The sequence below is a fragment of the Flavobacterium sp. ZB4R12 genome, from assembly GCF_048276375.1.
In the GTDB taxonomy this organism is placed as follows: Bacteria; Bacteroidota; Bacteroidia; order Flavobacteriales; family Flavobacteriaceae; genus Flavobacterium; species Flavobacterium gawalongense.
Genome location: NZ_JBLNKS010000021.1, coordinates 1 through 19,527 on the forward strand (window position 1 = coordinate 1; position 19,527 = coordinate 19,527).

General features: G+C 33.5%; 17 protein-coding genes. 12 read left to right on the top strand and 5 right to left on the bottom strand.

Annotation, left to right across the window (positions count from 1 at the left end; all coding sequences use genetic code 11):
• Positions 1-139: 139 nt before the first annotated feature.
• The 4 genes from ACNO7W_RS14610 to ACNO7W_RS14625 all read left to right on the top strand — a co-directional run bounded on the left by ACNO7W_RS14610 (position 140) and on the right by ACNO7W_RS14625 (position 4,506).
• The gene (locus ACNO7W_RS14610) at positions 140-901 is read left to right on the top strand and encodes a response regulator transcription factor (RefSeq protein WP_417938677.1); all 762 of its coding nucleotides are present in this window, start codon (positions 140-142) and stop codon (positions 899-901) included.
• 129 nt (positions 902-1,030) lie between these two features.
• Positions 1,031-1,471 carry a hypothetical protein gene (locus tag ACNO7W_RS14615; protein WP_417938678.1) on the top strand — a complete coding sequence of 147 codons (441 nt, stop codon included), beginning with the start codon at positions 1,031-1,033 and terminating at the stop codon, positions 1,469-1,471.
• A 183-nt stretch (positions 1,472-1,654) separates the two neighbouring features.
• Complete coding sequence (locus ACNO7W_RS14620; protein ID WP_417938679.1) at positions 1,655-3,430, top strand: AMP-dependent synthetase/ligase; 1,776 nt, start codon at positions 1,655-1,657, stop codon at positions 3,428-3,430.
• 23 nt (positions 3,431-3,453) lie between these two features.
• Positions 3,454-4,506: a proline iminopeptidase-family hydrolase gene (locus ACNO7W_RS14625; protein ID WP_417938680.1), complete on the top strand. Its 1,053-nt coding sequence runs from the start codon at positions 3,454-3,456 to the stop codon at positions 4,504-4,506.
• A gap of 288 nt (positions 4,507-4,794) precedes the next feature.
• On the opposite strand, the gene ACNO7W_RS14630 is transcribed toward ACNO7W_RS14625, so the two are convergent.
• Positions 4,795-7,257 (bottom strand): S8 family peptidase, encoded by a 2,463-nt coding sequence (locus tag ACNO7W_RS14630; protein ID WP_417938681.1) that lies wholly within the window; start codon positions 7,255-7,257, stop codon positions 4,795-4,797.
• Positions 7,247-8,233, bottom strand: coding sequence for an AAA family ATPase (locus ACNO7W_RS14635; RefSeq protein WP_417938682.1), 987 nt, complete (start codon positions 8,231-8,233; stop codon positions 7,247-7,249). The genes ACNO7W_RS14630 and ACNO7W_RS14635 overlap by 11 nt, the downstream gene beginning before the upstream one ends.
• 400 nt (positions 8,234-8,633) lie before the next feature.
• Here ACNO7W_RS14635 and ACNO7W_RS14640 point away from each other — a divergent pair, with 400 nt between their 5' ends.
• The 6 genes from ACNO7W_RS14640 to ACNO7W_RS14665 all read left to right on the top strand — a co-directional run bounded on the left by ACNO7W_RS14640 (position 8,634) and on the right by ACNO7W_RS14665 (position 15,846).
• Positions 8,634-9,020 carry a hypothetical protein gene (locus ACNO7W_RS14640; protein WP_417938683.1) on the top strand — a complete coding sequence of 129 codons (387 nt, stop codon included), beginning with the start codon at positions 8,634-8,636 and terminating at the stop codon, positions 9,018-9,020.
• A gap of 132 nt (positions 9,021-9,152) precedes the next feature.
• The gene (locus ACNO7W_RS14645; protein ID WP_417938684.1) at positions 9,153-9,665 is read left to right on the top strand and encodes a MarR family winged helix-turn-helix transcriptional regulator; all 513 of its coding nucleotides are present in this window, start codon (positions 9,153-9,155) and stop codon (positions 9,663-9,665) included.
• A 133-nt stretch (positions 9,666-9,798) separates the two neighbouring features.
• Positions 9,799-12,189: a 3-hydroxyacyl-CoA dehydrogenase NAD-binding domain-containing protein gene (locus tag ACNO7W_RS14650; protein ID WP_417938685.1), complete on the top strand. Its 2,391-nt coding sequence runs from the start codon at positions 9,799-9,801 to the stop codon at positions 12,187-12,189.
• Between the two features lie 93 nt (positions 12,190-12,282).
• Positions 12,283-12,639, top strand: a complete 357-nt coding sequence (locus ACNO7W_RS14655) for a four helix bundle protein (protein ID WP_143388070.1) — start codon at positions 12,283-12,285, stop codon at positions 12,637-12,639.
• Between the two features lie 52 nt (positions 12,640-12,691).
• A complete protein-coding gene (locus ACNO7W_RS14660) occupies positions 12,692-13,873 on the top strand; it encodes an acetyl-CoA C-acyltransferase (protein ID WP_417938686.1) in 1,182 nt (393 codons plus the stop codon).
• Positions 13,874-14,055: 182 nt separating this feature from the next.
• Positions 14,056-15,846 (top strand): acyl-CoA dehydrogenase family protein, encoded by a 1,791-nt coding sequence (locus ACNO7W_RS14665; RefSeq protein ID WP_417938687.1) that lies wholly within the window; start codon positions 14,056-14,058, stop codon positions 15,844-15,846.
• 85 nt (positions 15,847-15,931) lie between these two features.
• Here ACNO7W_RS14665 and ACNO7W_RS14670 read toward each other — a convergent pair whose 3' ends face one another.
• The 3 genes from ACNO7W_RS14670 to ACNO7W_RS14680 all read right to left on the bottom strand — a co-directional run bounded on the left by ACNO7W_RS14670 (position 15,932) and on the right by ACNO7W_RS14680 (position 17,429).
• Entirely contained in the window at positions 15,932-16,456 is a 525-nt protein-coding gene (locus ACNO7W_RS14670; RefSeq protein ID WP_417938688.1) for a DUF4251 domain-containing protein, read from the bottom strand.
• Between the two features lie 100 nt (positions 16,457-16,556).
• The gene (locus ACNO7W_RS14675) at positions 16,557-16,985 is read right to left on the bottom strand and encodes an META domain-containing protein (RefSeq protein WP_417938689.1); all 429 of its coding nucleotides are present in this window, start codon (positions 16,983-16,985) and stop codon (positions 16,557-16,559) included.
• Positions 16,986-17,054: 69 nt separating this feature from the next.
• A complete protein-coding gene (locus tag ACNO7W_RS14680; RefSeq protein ID WP_417938690.1) occupies positions 17,055-17,429 on the bottom strand; it encodes a YihY/virulence factor BrkB family protein in 375 nt (124 codons plus the stop codon).
• 235 nt (positions 17,430-17,664) lie between these two features.
• On the opposite strand from ACNO7W_RS14680, the gene ACNO7W_RS14685 reads away from it, so the two are divergent.
• Both ACNO7W_RS14685 and ACNO7W_RS14690 read left to right on the top strand, forming a co-directional pair.
• Positions 17,665-18,192 (top strand): superoxide dismutase family protein, encoded by a 528-nt coding sequence (locus ACNO7W_RS14685; RefSeq protein ID WP_417938691.1) that lies wholly within the window; start codon positions 17,665-17,667, stop codon positions 18,190-18,192.
• A 114-nt stretch (positions 18,193-18,306) separates the two neighbouring features.
• Positions 18,307-19,509, top strand: a complete 1,203-nt coding sequence (locus tag ACNO7W_RS14690) for an LETM1-related biofilm-associated protein (protein WP_417938692.1) — start codon at positions 18,307-18,309, stop codon at positions 19,507-19,509.
• Positions 19,510-19,527: the final 18 nt, after the last annotated feature.

Consider the following 19,527-nt stretch of genomic DNA (forward strand, 5'->3'; position numbering starts at 1 on the left):
TGTGTAAACCTATTTTAGGACAAGACAGTTATTTAAATCTGTGCAAAATCCGTTCAATCCGTGTTATCTGTGTGCCATATTTTATCCTTTGGAACATATTGCGGACTGTCATAAAATTTTATGTTAAAAAACCTAAGACATGACCCAAGAATTACAAAAACTTCATTCGGTTTGGATTAGTACTCAAAAAAGAGCCAACGAAAACACTTTATTATCACAAATAAAATTTGATGAAATTGCCAGTTCGATAATAAGTACAGGGCCTTTTTATTTTTACATCATTGATTTTTACGATATGTCATTGTCTAATATCAGTTCAGAAATAACAGATATCCATGGTTTTCCTTCCGAAACCGTTACTTTTAATGACATTCTTGGAACAATCCATCCGGACGATATCGAATTTATAGCAAAAGCCGAAGCCTCTATTGCAAATTTTTTCTATACTAAATTGGGTAAAGAAAAAATGACCAACTATAAAGTAAATTACAGCTTTAGAAGTCGAATGAAAAATGGGGAGTATTGCATGCTCAATCATCAAGCAATAGTACTGACTTTAGACTCTAACGGCGGATTTGGAAAATCACTGAATATTCATACCCGAATTGATCATTTAACAAAAAACAATACCTATCAATATTCCTTAATAGGACTAAAAGAAGAACCCTCCTATATGAATATTGATGTTTTTGAAGATGTACAATGTTTTTCAGAATTTTCAAAAAGAGAAATTGATATTATTAAGCTAATTGCAGAAGGTTTTGATAACAATGAAATTGCCAATACACTTTTTATCAGTGTTAATACCGTAAAACAACATCGCAAAAATATTTTAAAGAAATCCAGCTCTAGAAATACTGCCCAATTAATTAGAAAAAGTACATTACAAGGCTTATTATAAATTCTTATAACTAATTTTATTAGATTTACTTTTTTTATTGAAAATCGAGCCATTAGGCAAAAAACAAAACTATTCTAAAAAGCATGCTCTTACTTTTAGCTATTCAACAAACATAAATAACCTACAATAATGAAATCCCTTAATTTACTATTTTTCACCCTATTGCTATCTGTAACTCATTCTTATACCCAGAATAAAGTTGAAAAAATCACCGCTAAAGACGGAATCCATTACATTACCACAACCATTGATTATCCTATAACCGGAACCTATCTCTTTGAAGGTGGAACGGAACCTATTGCACAATTAGATCCCGATGGAACTGGTATTTTTCAGTTACATGATTTATCAAAAACAACTATCGTTTGGGGGATGGAATGTTTTGAAAACGGCACTCCAAAATACAAAAAAGGGTTTAATTATGCCGTTTACTCGCTTTGGTATAAAAACAGAGAAGTAAATTCAGAAGCGGATGCCAAAGAAGACTGGAGAAACGCCCATTTTTCAATCCATTTTCAAAAAAAGAAAATGTTCATCTTAGGAGAAAGAAGCAAAGACTATATAGAGTAATCTATAAATTAGTAAATTTATAAGTAAACGACTTTTTAGCTTAAAATCAACCTCTTAAACTTAATTTAAAGAAAACGATTTCGTTAAATGGAATAATTCTGGTTTAATTTCCATTTAATTTTTGAAAAATAATAATTATCATTAATTTTTATTTAATTTGCGTTAAAATTTAATCTTCGAATAATGACTTCAATAACCAGACTTTTCGATTTTCCCTATTATCAGCAAGAAAAATTTAACACAATTCCGGATGCTTTAACTACAAAGCAAAATGGGGTTTGGGTAAAGACTTCTACACAAGAATACATTGCTAAAGCCAATGCTGTATCAAGAGCATTACTAAAATTAGGAGTTCAAATAGACGATAAAATTGCCATCATTTCTACTAATAATAGAACCGAATGGAATATTATGGATATTGGTGTGTTGCAAACAGGCGCACAAACGGTTCCTATTTACCCAACGATTTCTGAAGATGATTATGAATATATTCTTAATCATTCTGGTGCCATGTATTGTTTTGTATCGGATGCGGAAGTGCTTCGAAAAATAAATTTGATTAAACATAAAGTACCTACGCTTAAAGAAGTCTATTCGTTCAACGAAATTGAAGGCTGCAAAAATTGGACTGAATTGCTTACCCTTGGTGAAGACCTAAGCAATCAAGATGTTGTTGAAGACCGAAAAAGCAACGTAAAAACAGAAGATTTAGCGACCATTATTTATACTTCGGGAACAACAGGAAGACCGAAAGGAGTCATGCTTTCACATAAAAATATTGTCTCAAATGTTTTGGACAGTGCTTCCAGAATTCCTTTTAAAGCGGGAAAAACTCGCGCATTGAGCTTCCTTCCTATCTGCCATATTTTCGAAAGAATGATTTTGTATTTATACCAATATTACGGTGTTTCGGTATATTTTGGCGAATCCATAGATAAAGTTGGCGACAATATCAGAGAAGTAAAACCACATGTAATCACAGCTGTTCCCAGACTTCTTGAAAAAGTATATGATAAAATCTATGCAAAAGGTACCGAATTAACAGGTGTCAAAAAGAAACTTTTCTTTTGGGCCATTGATTTAGGATTAAAATATGAACCTTATGGAGCCAATGGTTTTTGGTATGAATTGCAACTCAAAATAGCACGCAAATTGATTTTCAGCAAATGGAAAGAAGGTTTGGGAGGCAATTTAGATCTGATGGTTTCAGGAAGTGCTGCTTTACAACCTAGATTAGCCAGGATTTTTGCTGCCGCAGAAATCCCGGTAATGGAAGGCTATGGCTTGACCGAAACTTCTCCTGTAATATCCGTAAACGACACGAGAAATCACGGTTTCAAAATAGGAACTGTAGGGAAAGTAATCGATAATGTAGAAGTGAAAATTGCCGAAGACGGGGAAATTCTTTGTAAAGGACCTAACGTGATGATGGGCTATTACAAAGATCCCGAAAAAACGGCCGAAGCACTTCAAGATGGCTATTTCCACACGGGCGATATCGGAATATTTGATGAAGAAGGTTTCCTTAAAATTACGGATCGTAAGAAAGAAATGTTCAAAACTTCCGGAGGAAAATACATTGCACCACAGTTAATCGAAAACACCATGAAACAATCCCGTTTCATTGAACAAATAATGGTGATTGGTGACGGACAAAAAATGCCGGCAGCCTTTATCCAGCCAAGTTTCGATTTTATTAAAGAATGGGCTGTTATTCATGGAATTAATGTTGGAAAAAGCAATGAAGAAATCGTTTCAAACGAAAAAGTTATTGCACGAATTCAAGAAGAAATAGACACCTTAAATGAAAAATTTGGAAATTGGGAGAAAATAAAACGTTTTGAATTGACTCCGGATATTTGGTCTATTGAAGGCGGGCAGCTTACTCCTACTCTAAAACTAAAACGAAAAATAGTAATGGAGAAATATATTGATTTGTTTCATAAAATCTACAATTAGCCTTTGATAAAAACCGCTCCGTTATGAAACTAAAAGCCCTAATTTGCTCCGTTATAAGTGTGTTCTTTTTTTCTAATTGTCAAGAAAAAACCAAAGACGATTCTATAAAAGCAAATTATTTAGATTTTTCAAAACGGGATGATCAGCTGACTGGCGGTATCAAAATGATTCCGATAAAAACGCCAAAAGGGACTTTCAAAGTATGGACGAAAAGGGTTGGAAACAATCCAACCATAAAAGTCTTATTGCTTCATGGTGGACCTGGTCTTACACACGAATTGTATGAATGTTTTGACGGTTATTTTCCTAACGAAAGTATCGAATATATTTATTACGACCAATTGGGTTCGTATTACAGCGACCAACCCAATGACAATAGTTTATGGACCAATGAACGTTTTGTGGAGGAAGTTGAGCAAGTACGCATCGCATTAGGTTTAGACAGCTCTAACTTTTACTTGATGGGACAATCTTGGGGTGGAATCCTCGCGATGGAATACGCTTTGAAATATCAAAAAAATCTAAAAGGCTTGATTATCTCCAATATGATGGCGAGCATTCCGGAATATAATGCCTACGCAAAAGAAGTTCTGGCGCCTCAAATGGATCCGAAAATCCTAAAGCAATTGCAGGATATCGAGAAAAATAATGATTTTGACAATCCAAAATACAGCGAATTACTTTTCAAATATTACTATACGGAACACATTTTAAGAAAACCGCTGGAAGAATGGCCGGAATCCATCAACAGATGTTTCAAACACATCAATCCTGATGTATATGTGTTTATGCAAGGCCATAGCGAATTTGGCATCACAGGAAACGCTTCTTTAAAAAATTGGGATGTCAAAGCCAGACTAAAAACCATTACAGTTCCTACACTTAGTATTGGTTCAAAATACGACACTATGGATCCCGAACACATGAAATGGATTGCTAATGAAGTACAAAACGGACGCTTCTTGTTTTGTCCTAACGGAAGTCACCTTTCGCAATACGATGACCCAAAAACCTATTTTACGGGTGTGATCAAGTTTTTGAAAGATGTAGATAATGGGGAGTTTAAGAAGTCTTAAAATAGAATAATTTAAACAAAAAACCACGAATGAATGTTTGTGGTTTTTTGGTTTTTAGTGGAAAATGATAAAAATACAAGGCAATAAAGAGCGATTTTTTATAAAAATACAAGGCAATACTATATGTAATTATAGAAAAAAAACAAATTTACAGCGATTAGGACTTGCTTAAATAATGGGGAGTTTAATAAGTCATAACAACAAATATTTAACAGAAAACCACGAATTGATGTTCGTGGTTTTTCTGTTTTTAGTAAAAGTATTAAACAAATCTTCGCATGGGACGACTTATAAAGGAATAGCCAACTGATTCAATACTGGTGTATATAAATCTACATTGACTTCTTCAGTTTCTAAGCTAATAATCAAACTATAACGAACTTTTTCATTAAATTTATTTTGTCTTTTTAAATTTTTATACCAACCATTTTTCGGAAAAACTGCTAATATATTCCTTTCTGACATTTCTCTACCTGTCAAGGTAATGAAGTCTTTTCTTAAAGACCCTTTCGAACTTACAGTATTACCTACTTCCCAACTAACACCTTTCCTAGAAGGTCTATTTTCTTTAGTTTCAGTTTCAGGCTTTGAAATCCTTATCTGAAAATCTTTAACATCTTCATTCCTGTTAATTATTTCAAAATCTAATTGATGTGAATGGTACGAATAATGAGTTGCTAATTTTCTACTGCCAGGATTGGGCTCAATATAATATGATAATGTTACTATTAATTTTACTGACTTATCATCTAAAATTTCTAAAGCTTCTTTTGGCCAAGGAAGACTAAATAAATGATATTCGTTATATTGACCTTTAGATTTTTCAAATTTATAGGGTTGAATTTCTCTTTCTGCTATAAGAGTTAATGAATTTTCAAGACTAAACAATGCTTTTTGAAGATTTGGGACACCATACCCAACGGTTCTTAAACGATGTCGCATTTTTTCGGCATTTTCAATCATTTTCTCTGTCCAACCTGCAGAATGAACCATTAATCCTCTTATTGTTTCAACCCAATAATTTGGATACATTGTTCTTAATTCAGCAGCCATTTTTGCTGCTAAACCTGCTGCTCCACTTGTGTCACCAAAAGAAATAAACATATCATTTGCGAAATCAGCATCTGTAGTTAAAAGCCTTAATTCAGAATGATCTGAAGTTAAAACCCCGTCTGTTGATCTATTTCCTCCTTCAAAAACTAAATCTGGTTTATTCGGCCAATTATTATCAAATAAAAGAGAAGTTGAATTGCTAGGAGCCATAGCACCATTTTCAGCTAATGCCATATGCCTAGTTGATATATCAATTTTATCTTTTCGCGTGTAAGTACCGATAGTTAGTGCATTGTAAGCTTGAGCAGGATCATTAATACATTCTATTTCATTTAGAGCTGGGTAATCTTCATGTCTATTTATCTCAACATTACCACTACTTACAATAAATAATTGTTGTCCTAATTCTTTACCAAAACAAATTTTATCAATTGTAGCCGAACTTGATGAAGGCCTGCCTTTAAATACATTTTTCCTCAAAATAGTTAAACAATAAACTCTCAAATTATTTGGTTTATAGATTGAAGGAATACTTATAGCATTTTCAAATTTTGGTCCATCAAATTTTTCCTCCTCTTGAAGATTACCAAATATTTTGAATGATTCTAAACCATGATAAATTTGAATATTTTCAGAAGAATTCAACGCTTCAGTTAAATCTCCATATAATGCTAGTCCAGCTACACCGGTTCCATGGCCACCGTTAGGATAACTATCTTGTAATCCCCAAGACTCGTTGTAAGAAAACAAATTATCATTACTAACAAACTGCTCTAATAATGGATGTTTATTGTTTATTCCAGTATCTAATAAGCATATTAAAACGCTGTTCTCGTCAAAATTATTCTCTGTTCTTTTTTTCAAGTCTTCTAAATACTCTTTTTTAGTTTCAAAAGTAATATCCTTATGAGTTATAAAATTAGGAACTTCTTGAGGGTTTCTTAACTCGGCTAAATTATCAAGAAGTAATAATGAATCTGAGAGCTGCTTTGAAGTTCCTTTAACTAATTTAACAATGTATTCAGCTAATTCTATTTGTGATTGTCCAATTTTACAACCTATTACATCTAAATTGTTATAAACACTCTTGAATTTATCAATGTAATCTTCTGATTTACGGAACCAAACTTCCCACCAAATGTTTTCATCTTCTTTGGGAAATGGTATTTCTGGAGCATCTACCCAAAAAGATTTTAAAGTGGCGATTTCTATATTGCTAATATTGTTCAGTAAAGCCTGATTACTAAAATTTCCTGATTTAGTATCTTTTGCAGGATTAAGGAATTCTTTAATCTTATTAATAAATTCAGAAACTCCACCTTCATTTACAACAACTAATAATGAATATCTAAATTCATCTTTATTAAAACTAACTCTTAATTCTTCATTAATTTTTAAAAGCTGGAATAAAATCTTATTTTTTCTAACTCCATCTTTATCAAATTTATCAAAATCTAATTTTGTCCCCCATTCAGAAGTAAATTCAACATAAACAGATTCTTCACTAATAAGATCTGCTGTTTTAATTTCTTTAAGATCAAATATCTTCTTAATTTCCCCAATTTTTTCCAACAAAAAACCCCCATGAATCATTCTATCTCTAGAAATTGGAGGAGGAGTTATTGGGTTGTTTTTTGGAGTTTTGTAAGGGTTTTTATTGTAATTCCCTTTTATTAAAATGTGTGACTTATTTTTCATTTACAACATTTCTCAATTTTAATAAATTTTTCAATGTTGGTAATTCTAATTTATTCAAATCATTTAAAATCATTTCTTTAATAGTATCATTACATATTCTAACAATTTCAGAATAATTTAGACCCAATGCTAATTTTGAAAGACTCTTATAATCAACTTTTGTAGAAAAAGAATATGCTTTCATATGTTTTTTAATGATTTCAATTATATGGTTCCCGTCTGGTAATGGATAAGCTAAAATTTCATCAAATCTTCTAAAAAGAGCTTTATCCAAAGATTCCGGCAAATTGGTTGCTGCAATTATTATACTATTACTTTGGTCTTTTTCAATATTAATCAAGAAAGAATTTAGAACTCTTTTCACCTCTCCAATGTCCTGACTTTGATTTCTATGTGATCCAATAGAATCAAATTCATCAAAAAGGTAAACTGCTCTTTGATCATTCATAGCATCAAAAATCAATCTAAGTTTTGCAATAGACTCACCTAGATATTTTGACATCAAACCATCTAATCTAATTATATATACAGTAATACCTAATTCACCCGCAATTGCTTGCGCAGTCATTGTTTTCCCAGTTCCAGGTGCACCAGTTAGTAACAGTTTCCGTTTTGGCTCTAAATTATGCGATTTTAGAACTTGCCACTTTTCTTGCTCTTTAATTACTTTATAAAGTGATTTTTTAATATTATCATCTAATACCATATCACTTAAATTAATTTTCGGTTGAAAAACCTCAATTAATTCTTGTAATTCTCGTTTAGGTAGATTTAAAGGAAGAGCTTTTTGTTGAATTACATTTATTGACCTTTCTTTTTTTGCTTGGTCAATTAATTTCTTTAATTCTTGAGCAAAAGTTGAATGCCCTTGTTTTGCCTCTGTGGCAGCAATTTGCAAAGCAATTGAAAAGAAACGACTTTCATCATCATCTCCAAAAGACTTAATCAAGGATTTTATTTGGTCTGCTGCTGCCATTACTATTTTATTTATTGAACAAAAATATAATAATTCTATTGAATATTCTACAGCTTTAGATAATCATTCCTTAAAAAATATCAAAGTGTAAACACGTTCTATTCATAATCCAACATTTACTTGCATCACTCTGATTAAATATGTTTGTTTTAGTTTTCCTCAAATATAATTATAATAAACTACTTACAATTACGAAAACCCATAATCCCACCAATTAAACTACAAATCTCCATTATTCTCCAGCATCTGGTTTGCGTGAGGGACACGCCCAAAAAACACAACAAACTCATCCAGACCAACAACTATTTCATATTTAATTGTTATTTAACACTTTAGCTATTATTTTGTTATTTTTTAATACCTTTATTGTGTCAACCCATAAAATCAAAAAATTATGAAGGTGAAAAATTTTTTAGTTTCAGGTATTGTAGGCGGTATAATCTACTTCCTTTTAGGATGGTTGTTTTACGGAATTCTATTTAAAGACGCATTTCCTTCCAATGGAAATGAAAATTATGTAATGATTTTTTTAGGGTGCCTTACGTTTGGATTATTTACAGCCTATATTTTTACAAAATGGGCAGGGATTTCAAATTGGATAACTGGTTTTGGTGCCGGTGCTATACTTGGATTATTTATGGCTTTTTACATGAATTTCTTTGCCAATTCAATGAAATTAACACATGAAATCAACATTCAGATTATGGCATTAGATATTGCAATCACTGTTGTAATGTCAGCATTAGCCGGTTCAGTTATCGCACTTGTTAATGGAAAACTAAAATAAATGCAAATTCTTACAAAAAAACTCCTCATTTTAAGGGGAGTTTTTTAGTTTAGACAAAAATTTAAAAAAATAATTTAATTTATTATGCGTGCATACTATTTTTTATTATATTTGAAATCGATATAGTTAGATATGAAAGATAAAACAATAGATTATATTTTACGCGCCACTTGGCAGGCAGTTTCAAGAATGTACAATGAAGAAGCGGCTAAATACGGTGCAACCATGGCAACAGGTTTTGCCCTGCTCAGTATGGATAAAGAAAAAGGAACTCCTTCCACTTCTTTGGGACCAAAAATGGGAATGGAAGCCACAAGTCTTACCAGAACCTTAAAATCAATGGAAGATAAAGGATTGATTATCAGAAAGAAAAATCCTTATGATGGTCGCGGTGTTTTGATTTACCTGACAGAATTTGGTAAAGAGAAAAGAGAATTATCAAAAAACACTGTTTTAAAATTCAATGAAACAGTAAGAAAGCATATCTCTGAGGAAAAATTGCAACATTTTATTGAAGTGGCAGAAACCATCAATGAATTAATTCAAGATAAAAATATATTTAATCACACGAGCGTCAGCGAACTGGCGGAGCAAACTGAAAAACCAGAAAATGACATCGCCACGATTCAAAACCATAAAAAATAATGAAGAATGGCGATACCACATTCCAATAAAAAACAAATATTAACTACGTATGAAATCGCCACGATTCAAAAAAATAATCAATAATTAAAAATGGCGATACCATATTCCTATAAAAAACAAATATAAACTACGTATGAAACGCACAATTAAAAAAGTTGCAGTAATTGGATCCGGAATTATGGGTTCAGGAATTGCTTGCCATTTTGCCAACATTGGAGTTGAAGTTTTACTTTTGGACATTGTTCCAACAGAACTCACCGAAGCTGAAGCTAAAAAAGGGCTTACTTTAGAAAGCAAAATTGTCAGAAACCGATTGGTGAATGAGCATTTAGCTAATTCTCTAAAATCGAAACCATCCCCTATTTACAATCCCAAATTTGCCGGTAGAATTACTACGGGAAACACAACGGATGATATGGCGAAAATTGCCAGTGTCGATTGGATTATTGAAGTAGTGGTGGAACGTTTAGACATCAAAAAAATGGTTTTCGAACAAATTGAAAAATTTAGAAAACCGGAAACTTTAGTTACTTCAAATACTTCTGGAATTCCTATTCACTTTATGAGTGAAGGACGAAGTAAAGATTTTCAAAAACATTTCTGTGGCACACACTTTTTCAACCCTGCGCGTTATTTAAAATTATTCGAAATCATACCTGGTCCGCAAACTGCAACTGAAGTTTTGGATTTTCTAACTATATATGGAGAGAAATTCCTAGGCAAAACTTCGGTCGTTGCCAAAGATACTCCGGCATTCATCGGAAACCGAGTTGGAATTTACGGTATTCAGAGTTTATTTCATTTGGTAAAAGAAATGGGATTAACAATTGAAGAAGTGGATAAATTGACAGGTCCAGTTATTGGAAGACCAAAATCAGCCACTTTCAGAACGGTTGACGTTGTTGGACTGGATACTTTGGTACATGTTGCCAACGGAATCTACGAAAACTGCCCGAATGATGAACAACACGATTTGTTCAAATTGCCAGATTTCGTCAACAAAATGATGGAAAAAAAATGGTTTGGAAGCAAAACAGGTCAAGGTTTCTATAAAAAAGTCGACAAGGATATTTTGTCTTTAGATTTAGATACTTTAGAATACCGTCCGGCTAAAAGAGCTTCTTTTGCGACATTAGAACTGACAAAAACCATTGATAAACCTATTGATCGTTTCAAAGTTCTGGTAAAAGGAACAGATAAAGCGGGAGAATTCTACCGAAAAAGTTTTTCGGGAATGTTTGCTTACGTTTCGAACAGAATACCTGAAATCTCAGATGAATTATACAAAATTGACGATGCGATGAAAGCCGGTTTTGGATGGGAAAATGGTCCGTTCGAAATTTGGGATGCCATTGGTGTCGAAAAAGGAATCGAAATCATGAAAACCGAAGGTTTAGCACCAGCTGCTTGGGTAAACGACATGTTGGCTTCTGGAAGTTCTAGTTTTTATTCTGTAAAAGAAGGCGCTACTTTTTTCTACAATATCCCTACAAAATCTCAAACTAAAGTTCCGGGTCAGGATGCCTTTATAATTCTGAACAACATTCGCGAAAGCAAAAAAGTGTGGAGCAATAGTGGAGCAATTATACAAGATTTAGGAGACGGCATTTTAAATTTAGAATTCCAATCAAAAATGAATACGATCGGTGGCGATGTTTTGGCAGCCATCAATAAAGCAATTGATTTATCCGAAAAAGAATATCAAGGTTTGGTTATTGGAAATCAAGCAGCAAATTTCTCAGTCGGAGCCAATATCGGAATGATATTTATGATGGCAGTCGAACAAGAGTACGATGAGTTGAATATGGCAATCAAAATGTTCCAAGACACGATGATGCGCATCCGTTATTCTGGAATTCCAGTGGTGGTTGCACCACACGGAATGACTTTTGGCGGTGGTTGCGAAATGAGTTTGCATGCGGATAAAGTAGTTGCTGCAGCTGAAACGTATATGGGATTAGTGGAATTTGGTGTTGGAGTAATTCCTGGCGGCGGCGGATCGAAAGAAATGACATTGCGTGCAGCTGATTTATTCCATAAAAACGATGTGGAATTGAACGTATTGCAAGAATATTTCTTGACTGTTGCTATGGCAAAAGTATCCACTTCTGGTTACGAAGCTTTTGATACTGGTCTTTTACAACATGGAAAAGATAGTATTGTAGTGAATAAAGACCGTCAGATTGCTGAAGCTAAAAAACATGCTTTATTAATGGCCGAAGCGGGTTACACACAACCGATTCGCAGAAATGATGTAAAAGTATTAGGAAAACAAGCTTTAGGAATGTTCTTAGTGGGAACTGACCAAATGCAAGCCGGAAAATACATATCAGAACACGACAAAAAAATTGCAAATAAACTAGCTTATGTAATGGCTGGTGGTGATTTATCGGAACCAACATTAGTAACGGAACAATATTTATTGGATTTAGAACGTGAAGCTTTCTTGTCGCTTTGTACCGAAAGAAAAACATTGGAAAGAATTCAGTTTATGCTAACCAAAGGGAAACCGCTTCGTAACTAGTTGCATACTGTAAAATGTATATTGTATTTACAGACTTCATTTATAACATTCCAATATACAATTTTACAGTAATACATTATAAAATTATAAAAGATGAATTATTTTAAGGAATTAAAAGTTTGGCAAAAAGCAATTGAACTTGTAACCGAGACCTATTTAAAAACAACGAGTTTTCCAAAAGAAGAAATTTATGGATTGACTTCCCAAATAAGAAGATGTGCCGTTTCAATTCCATCAAATATAGCAGAAGGTTGTGGAAGAAAAACAAACAAAGATTTTAGTAACTTTTTAGGTATTTCACTTGGTTCTGCATTTGAATTTGAAACTCAATTGATAATTTGCAAAAATCTAGACTTTATAAAACAAGAAGATTTTAATTTTCTAGAAGCAGAAATACAACATATACAAAATATGATTATTAAGTTACAAAGCACATTAGAGAACAAATAGTTCATTTTACAAGTACAATATACAGTATACAATTTACTAAATACAATATCCAATGAAAACAGCCTATATAGTTAAAGCATACAGAACAGCCGTTGGTAAAGCACCGAAAGGCGTGTTTAGATTTAAACGTCCTGATGAGTTGGCAGCAGAAACCATTCAGTTTATGATGAATGAGTTGCCTGATTTCGACAAAAAACGAATTGACGACGTTATGGTAGGAAATGCCATGCCGGAAGCAGAACAAGGACTGAACGTGGGACGATTGATTTCTTTAATGGGATTAAAAATCGAAGATGTTCCGGGTGTGACTATTAACCGTTATTGTGCTTCGGGATTAGAAACCATCGGGATAGCCACCGCTAAAATCCAGTCCGGAATGGCCGATTGTATTATTGCCGGTGGTGCCGAAAGCATGAGTTTTATTCCAATGGGAGGTTACAAACCGACTCCGGATTATGCTGTCGCAAAAGCTGGAAACGAAGATTATTATTGGGGAATGGGACTGACTGCAGAAGCCGTTGCTAAACAATACAATGTATCAAGAGCGGATCAAGATGAGTTTGCTTACAACTCTCATATGAAAGCCTTAAAAGCACAAGCTGAAGGTAGATTTGATAAACAAATTGTTCCAATTACAATTGAACAAACGTTTATCAATGAAAATGGTAAAAAAGAAACCAAATCCTATATCGTAAATAAAGACGAAGGTCCAAGAGCAGGAACTTCGGTAGAAGCATTAGCTGGTTTAAGACCTGTATTTGCTGCTGATGGAAGTGTGACTGCCGGTAATTCATCCCAAATGAGTGATGGAGCCGCTTTTGTTTTAATCATGAGCGAAGAAATGGTGAAAGAATTAAACCTTACTCCTATTGCTCGTTTGGTAAACTTTGCTTCGGCTGGAGTGGAACCAAGAATCATGGGAATTGGACCTGTAAAAGCGATTCCAAAAGCGTTGAAACAAGCTGGATTACAATTGAAAGATATTGATTTAGTTGAGCTGAATGAAGCATTTGCTTCGCAATCATTGGCCGTAATTCGTGAATTGGGATTAAATCCTGATATCGTAAACGTAAATGGCGGAGCGATTGCTTTAGGCCATCCTCTTGGTTGTACCGGTGCAAAATTATCGGTTCAATTATTTGACGAAATGAAACGCAGAGGAAGCAAATACGGAATTGTCAGTATGTGTGTTGGAACTGGGCAAGGAAGTGCGGGGATTTACGAGTTGATGTAAATAAAACATTCTTCTTTTTGTCATTCCGACGAAGGAGGAATCTCATACAGTTTTACAGAATAGTTTATTGAGATTCCTCCTTCGTCGGAATGACAAGATTGAGGAAAAAATATAAATAATAAGAACTTCGCAGGAAGGAAATACAAAATAATTTAAAAATTCATCATTTAAAATAATAAGTCATGAGCGACAAAACAAGAGGAGGTCAATTCCTGGTAAAAGAAACAAAGTGCGAAGATATCTTCACTCCAGAAGATTTCAATGAAGAACAATTAATGATGCGTGACTCTGTAAAAGAGTTTGTAGACAAAGAAATCTGGCCCAACAAAGATCGCTTTGAAAAAAGAGATTTTGCCTTAACGGTAGAAAGTATGCAAAAGGCGGCTGAAATGGGTTTTTTGAGTATCGCAGTTCCTGAAGCTTATGGCGGAATGGGAATGGGATTTGTAAATTCTGTTTTGGTTTGCGATTATATTTCGGGAGCCACGGGTTCATTTTCTTCTGCTTTTGGAGCGCATACCGGAATTGGAACCATGCCAATCACTCTGTATGGAACTGAAGAACAAAAGCAAAAATACGTAACAAAATTAGCCTCTGGCGAATGGTTTGGAGCATACTGTTTGACTGAACCAGGCGCTGGTAGTGATGCCAATTCTGGAAAAACAAAAGCGGTATTATCTGAGGATGGAACACATTATAAAATCACAGGGCAAAAAATGTGGATCACAAATGCAGGATTTTGTAATGTCTTTATTGTTTTTGCCCGTATAGGGGATGATAAAAATATAACCGGCTTTATTGTAGAAAACGATCCAAATAATGGTATTTCCATGAACGAAGAAGAACACAAATTAGGAATTCGCTCCTCTTCTACGCGTCAGGTTTTCTTTGCAGATACAAAAGTTCCTGTTGAAAACATGTTATCCGAAAGAGGGAATGGTTTCAAAATAGCCATGAATGCTTTGAATGTAGGCCGAATTAAATTGGCCGCTGCCTGTTTGGATGCACAACGCAGAGTTATTTCAAACGCAACAAAATACGCTAATGAAAGAATACAATTCAATACCGCTATTTCACAGTTTGGGGCCATCCGGGCAAAATTAGCTGAAATGGCAACTTCCTGTTATGCCGGAGAAAGTGCTACTTATCGTGCAGCAAAAGATATTGAAGATCGAATTGCGTCACGTGAAACCGAAGGAGCTACCCATCAGGAAGCCGAATTAAAAGGGATTGAAGAATATGCCATTGAATGTTCTATTCTAAAAGTGGCCGTTTCTGAAGATATTCAAAATTGTGCAGATGAAGGAATCCAAATCTTCGGAGGAATGGGATTTTCAGAAGATACACCAATGGAAAGTGCTTGGAGAGATGCCAGAATTGCCCGTATTTACGAAGGAACCAACGAAATCAACAGAATGTTATCTGTAGGAATGTTAATCAAAAAAGCCATGAAAGGGCACGTTGATTTACTTGGACCAGCATCAAAAGTACAAGAAGAATTAATGGGAATTCCTTCTTTTGACACTCCTGATTATTCTGAATTATTTGCAGAAGAAAAAGAAATGATTGGTAAATTGAAAAAAGCATTTTTAATGGTTGCAGGTGGAGCTGTTCAAAAATATGGTCCGGATTTAGATGCACACCAACAGTTACTGATGGCAGCTTCCGATATTCTGATTGAAATTTACATGGCAGAAAGTACTATTCTCAGAACCGAAAAATTAGCCAAAAAAGAAGGAGAAGCCAAAGTACAGGAGCAAATTGCCATGGCAAAATTATACTTATATAAAGCAGTAGACACCGTTACTCAAAAAGGAAAAGAAAGTGTAATCTCTTTTGCGGAAGGGGATGAACAACGTATGATGTTAATGGGTTTACGCCGTTTTACAAAATACACTAACATGCCCAATATTGTAGGATTAAGAGAAACAATCACTACAAAATTAGTAGCTAAAAACGAATATTGTTTCTAGAATACAAAACTATTTTTTAGTTTATTTATTTGTTAAAAAACCGCCTTGTTCCTGAAACAAGACGGTTTTTTTACTTAATCGAAAATCACTCGACTTTCTTTTTTTCTATAGGTCTGATTTCTCCATTATAGGAAATCGTACTTCGATTATTAGAATTAATTGTAAGTGTTGCGCTGCCTCCAAAAGAAACGGAAAGAAATAGTTGGTATACATCCGTATCTCCCTTGACAGTCGCTTTTATCTGATAGGCTTTTCTCCCTTTTTCAACAGTAAATTCTTTTGGGCTTCCCTCAAAATTCAAGCCACCATCCCTGCTGCCATAGGCAACACTACTGTACCCTCTACCAAAAAAAGGCATTTCACTCTTAATTTTATCTGGCTTAAATTCCACACAATTTGAATTAGTGGTCAAATCTATACTTCTAAAGCCTTGCCCCAAGGCTGTTTTTCCAATAAAAACAAACTCTTTAGAATCAACCAAAGATGCTATTTGTTTCTCTTTTTCGATTTTACGCTCCGCTCTTAATTGTTTCTTACTTTTTTCCTGAGCATAGCTTGCTGTTACAAGCAGTGAAATAAAAATTACTAAAATTGCTGTTTTCTTTTTCATAATACCCATTTTTAATATTATAAGCTATAACGACTTTATAATTCCGCATCATTTAAATACACTTTCAAAATTTCTAAAATTCAATTTAAAAATTCTGAATTTACTTTTTCTCAAAACGCATCATCGCGATATCGCCCATGATGAAATTCAATGTTTTTCCATCTTCTGAAACGGAATAGGAATCAATTTTTTGAAGCGTTGCCATGTAAATATTCTCCCCTTCTCCGGGACAAAACATTTTGGTTACTGCCATTGGTTCTTTGAAACTGATTTTATTTCCGTCTGCATTTAATTTTCCGGAATAACGGTTGCAACTGTTGCTTCCTGAAATGCTGTTCCCTTTCAAATCGAAAGTGATGGTAGGCCTTTTATTTGGATACAATCCCTCAAAAGCGATTCTCGCTCCTGATACATAATTTAACTCCCAAGTTCCTTCAAGTGAAGCTGTTTTACCCATTGTTGTTTTAAATGAATTGCAAGAGATAAATACTAAACATAAAATGGTTAGCGACAAAATTATTTTTTTCATATGATCAAATTTTATTCTTTCGGAAGTAAAACAAAAATATTGCCAATATTCAATTTTTAAACAAAAATATTACAAAAAAGAGAGTTTTAAAAATCGTATCTCAAGCCCATCACCCGAGGCGCCTATTAGCAACATAATTCCTCCTAATATTGTTGCAAATGTTACACTATCAGACAATTCAATATTCTTAATGGTTTCCTGAATTTGAATCGCAGCTTCATTACCAACCATTCCATTAATTTGACCAAAAAACCTTCCTGTAACCGCTTCTCTTCCAAAGAAAAAACTAAAAATAGACAAAATAATAATTAATAATGGAGGCAATGAAAATATAGTATAATAGGACAATGAGGCGCTTAACTTTATGCCGTTATCATCCTCAAATTCCTGGTAGGTTCGCTTCAACAAACCCCAACTTGTTTTGGCTAATTCTTTGTGCTTCATTTTAAAACTATTTTTATATTCTTCTATAAGAAAAATTTCAGATTGTTGGTTTTATTTGATTCGAAAGCATCGTTGGTAATCACTTTTAGATCAATTGCTACTGCATTCAAAACTACAAATAAATAGACTAAGAATTTAAAATGAATATTGTATAATTCCTACTAAATTGAATTATAAAAACCTAATTCTATTATCAGCAACCCAAAATTTTCTTACCTTTGAAATAAAACGTGCCATGAAAAAAATATTTCTATCAATTGTCCTAATTGTTGTTGTGATTATAGGTTGTAAAACTAGCAGCGATTCAAGTAATTCAAAAAAACTGAACATTGTTTTTGAATCTAAAAGCAACAGTACAGTTTCTGGAACGGCAACTTTTGTAGAAAAAAATGAAGAAGTGACTTTCGTTGCAAAGTTAGCCGGACTAAAACCTGGTGTTCATGCTATACACATCCATGAGAAATCAGATTGTACGGCCGCTGATGGAAGTTCCGCAGGAGGACATTGGAACCCAACGTTTAAAAAACATGGAAAATGGGGAATTGGTGAATATCACAAAGGCGATATCGGAAATTTCACTGCTGATGAAAAAGGAAATGGCACCATTACATTATCAACTGATGAATGGTGTATAGGTTGTGGAGATGCGACTAAGGATATACTGGGAAAAGGATTAATTGTTCATCAAGGAACTGATGATTATGTTTCTCAACCTGCCGGTAATGCTGGTGCAAGAGTAGCCTGTTCAGCTATAATTAAATAAGATTTAAATTATAGGCAAAAAACCGTTTCGTTACAAATACGAGACGGTTTTTTTAATTTTAATTTAATGACAAAACCATAAAAAAACATAGCTTTGTAGCTTCAAATTAAAACAATGATTAACCCTTCGGCATCAGGTTGGATAGATAAATTTTTTATAGAACAAAAATTTTCTAAGGAAACTGTTTCTAAAACTACTGATTCATTTTATCATAAGGTCAGAAATACCGGTTTTATCTATGGCCATATAATTACATTTGAAACCGTAAATACAATTAATACCAAAGGTTGGTTTAAGGAAGAGATTTCTAAAGTTGCCTTATTAAATACTTTATACGACGTTTTTTGTCTAACCAACGAAGAAATTAGTGCTGAAAATTTCATTAAGCAGGCCGTTACTTTTTATAATCAAATGAATCCCCAAGGATTTAATTTATTTAAAAAAATAATGCCTAAACATTCTCTTTCCTTAACACTGGAAAAAATAATTGATGAACGTGTCCAAACCAATGATACTGTCATCAGTAAAAGTTTCTCCCATCTTGTAACGAATGCTTTATTGTTTATAGATATACTAGCTTTTCGTCAATACTTAATACATGGGACAATTCCTGAAAAATACCTAAAGAAAATTGAAGAAACAATTGTAAATATTGTAACACTTGCCCTGAAAATTAAGTCCAACAAATCGCAGTATGATGATCTGTTGATTAAACTTTTTGAAGCTTCCATACGTTACAGTAAATTTTCCAGAGTTTCCGTTCAAAGTCTGGAAACACTTCAACTGGATTATTTTACAAATGAATTAGAAAAATATTATTTGATAGATATTGCCGGAATGGCTTTGTGGAGTGATGGAATAATTGAAAATAATGAAGCCTATTTTTTACATTCATTAGCTGAAACGTTATCGATTTCAGATGATTTTGTAGATCAGAGTATAAACAGTACTAATGAATTTATAACCAAACATAAAAAAGAAATTCCTTACTTCAATTACTCGAATCCTGTCAAACACTTTTATGACCAAACCACTCAAAGTGTTGTTACTTTAGTAAGCCGTAATAAAAGCCGATTGATAAAGGAAATTGTTCAAAGCAAAGAATTAATGCTTCTTTTAGCCTATTCTACCCGAAGAGATTTGGATGAGAAAGAAAAGAAAAAAGTAAAAAAACAGTTGTTGGAGATTTGCAAAACGATTCCTTCCTTGACTATATTTTTACTTCCGGGTGGTAGTTTATTATTGCCGATTTTGATAAAATTTATCCCTACACTTTTGCCGTCAGCTTTTAATGAAAATCTAGACGAAAATGAATAAAAAAATCGCCCGAAAGCG

Coding starts and splice junctions, on each gene's coding strand:
- ACNO7W_RS14635 (WP_417938682.1), bottom strand. CDS start 8,233: ATGGCAGCAGCAGACCAAATAAAATCCTTGATTAAGTCTTTTGGAGAT.
- ACNO7W_RS14630 (WP_417938681.1), bottom strand. CDS start 7,257: ATGAAAAATAAGTCACACATTTTAATAAAAGGGAATTACAATAAAAAC.
- ACNO7W_RS14645 (WP_417938684.1), top strand. CDS start 9,153: ATGAAAGATAAAACAATAGATTATATTTTACGCGCCACTTGGCAGGCA.
- ACNO7W_RS14655 (WP_143388070.1), top strand. CDS start 12,283: ATGAATTATTTTAAGGAATTAAAAGTTTGGCAAAAAGCAATTGAACTT.
- ACNO7W_RS14625 (WP_417938680.1), top strand. CDS start 3,454: ATGAAACTAAAAGCCCTAATTTGCTCCGTTATAAGTGTGTTCTTTTTT.
- ACNO7W_RS14615 (WP_417938678.1), top strand. CDS start 1,031: ATGAAATCCCTTAATTTACTATTTTTCACCCTATTGCTATCTGTAACT.
- ACNO7W_RS14675 (WP_417938689.1), bottom strand. CDS start 16,985: ATGAAAAAAATAATTTTGTCGCTAACCATTTTATGTTTAGTATTTATC.
- ACNO7W_RS14680 (WP_417938690.1), bottom strand. CDS start 17,429: ATGAAGCACAAAGAATTAGCCAAAACAAGTTGGGGTTTGTTGAAGCGA.
- ACNO7W_RS14665 (WP_417938687.1), top strand. CDS start 14,056: ATGAGCGACAAAACAAGAGGAGGTCAATTCCTGGTAAAAGAAACAAAG.
- ACNO7W_RS14620 (WP_417938679.1), top strand. CDS start 1,655: ATGACTTCAATAACCAGACTTTTCGATTTTCCCTATTATCAGCAAGAA.
- ACNO7W_RS14660 (WP_417938686.1), top strand. CDS start 12,692: ATGAAAACAGCCTATATAGTTAAAGCATACAGAACAGCCGTTGGTAAA.
- ACNO7W_RS14670 (WP_417938688.1), bottom strand. CDS start 16,456: ATGAAAAAGAAAACAGCAATTTTAGTAATTTTTATTTCACTGCTTGTA.
- ACNO7W_RS14690 (WP_417938692.1), top strand. CDS start 18,307: ATGATTAACCCTTCGGCATCAGGTTGGATAGATAAATTTTTTATAGAA.
- ACNO7W_RS14610 (WP_417938677.1), top strand. CDS start 140: ATGACCCAAGAATTACAAAAACTTCATTCGGTTTGGATTAGTACTCAA.
- ACNO7W_RS14650 (WP_417938685.1), top strand. CDS start 9,799: ATGAAACGCACAATTAAAAAAGTTGCAGTAATTGGATCCGGAATTATG.
- ACNO7W_RS14685 (WP_417938691.1), top strand. CDS start 17,665: ATGAAAAAAATATTTCTATCAATTGTCCTAATTGTTGTTGTGATTATA.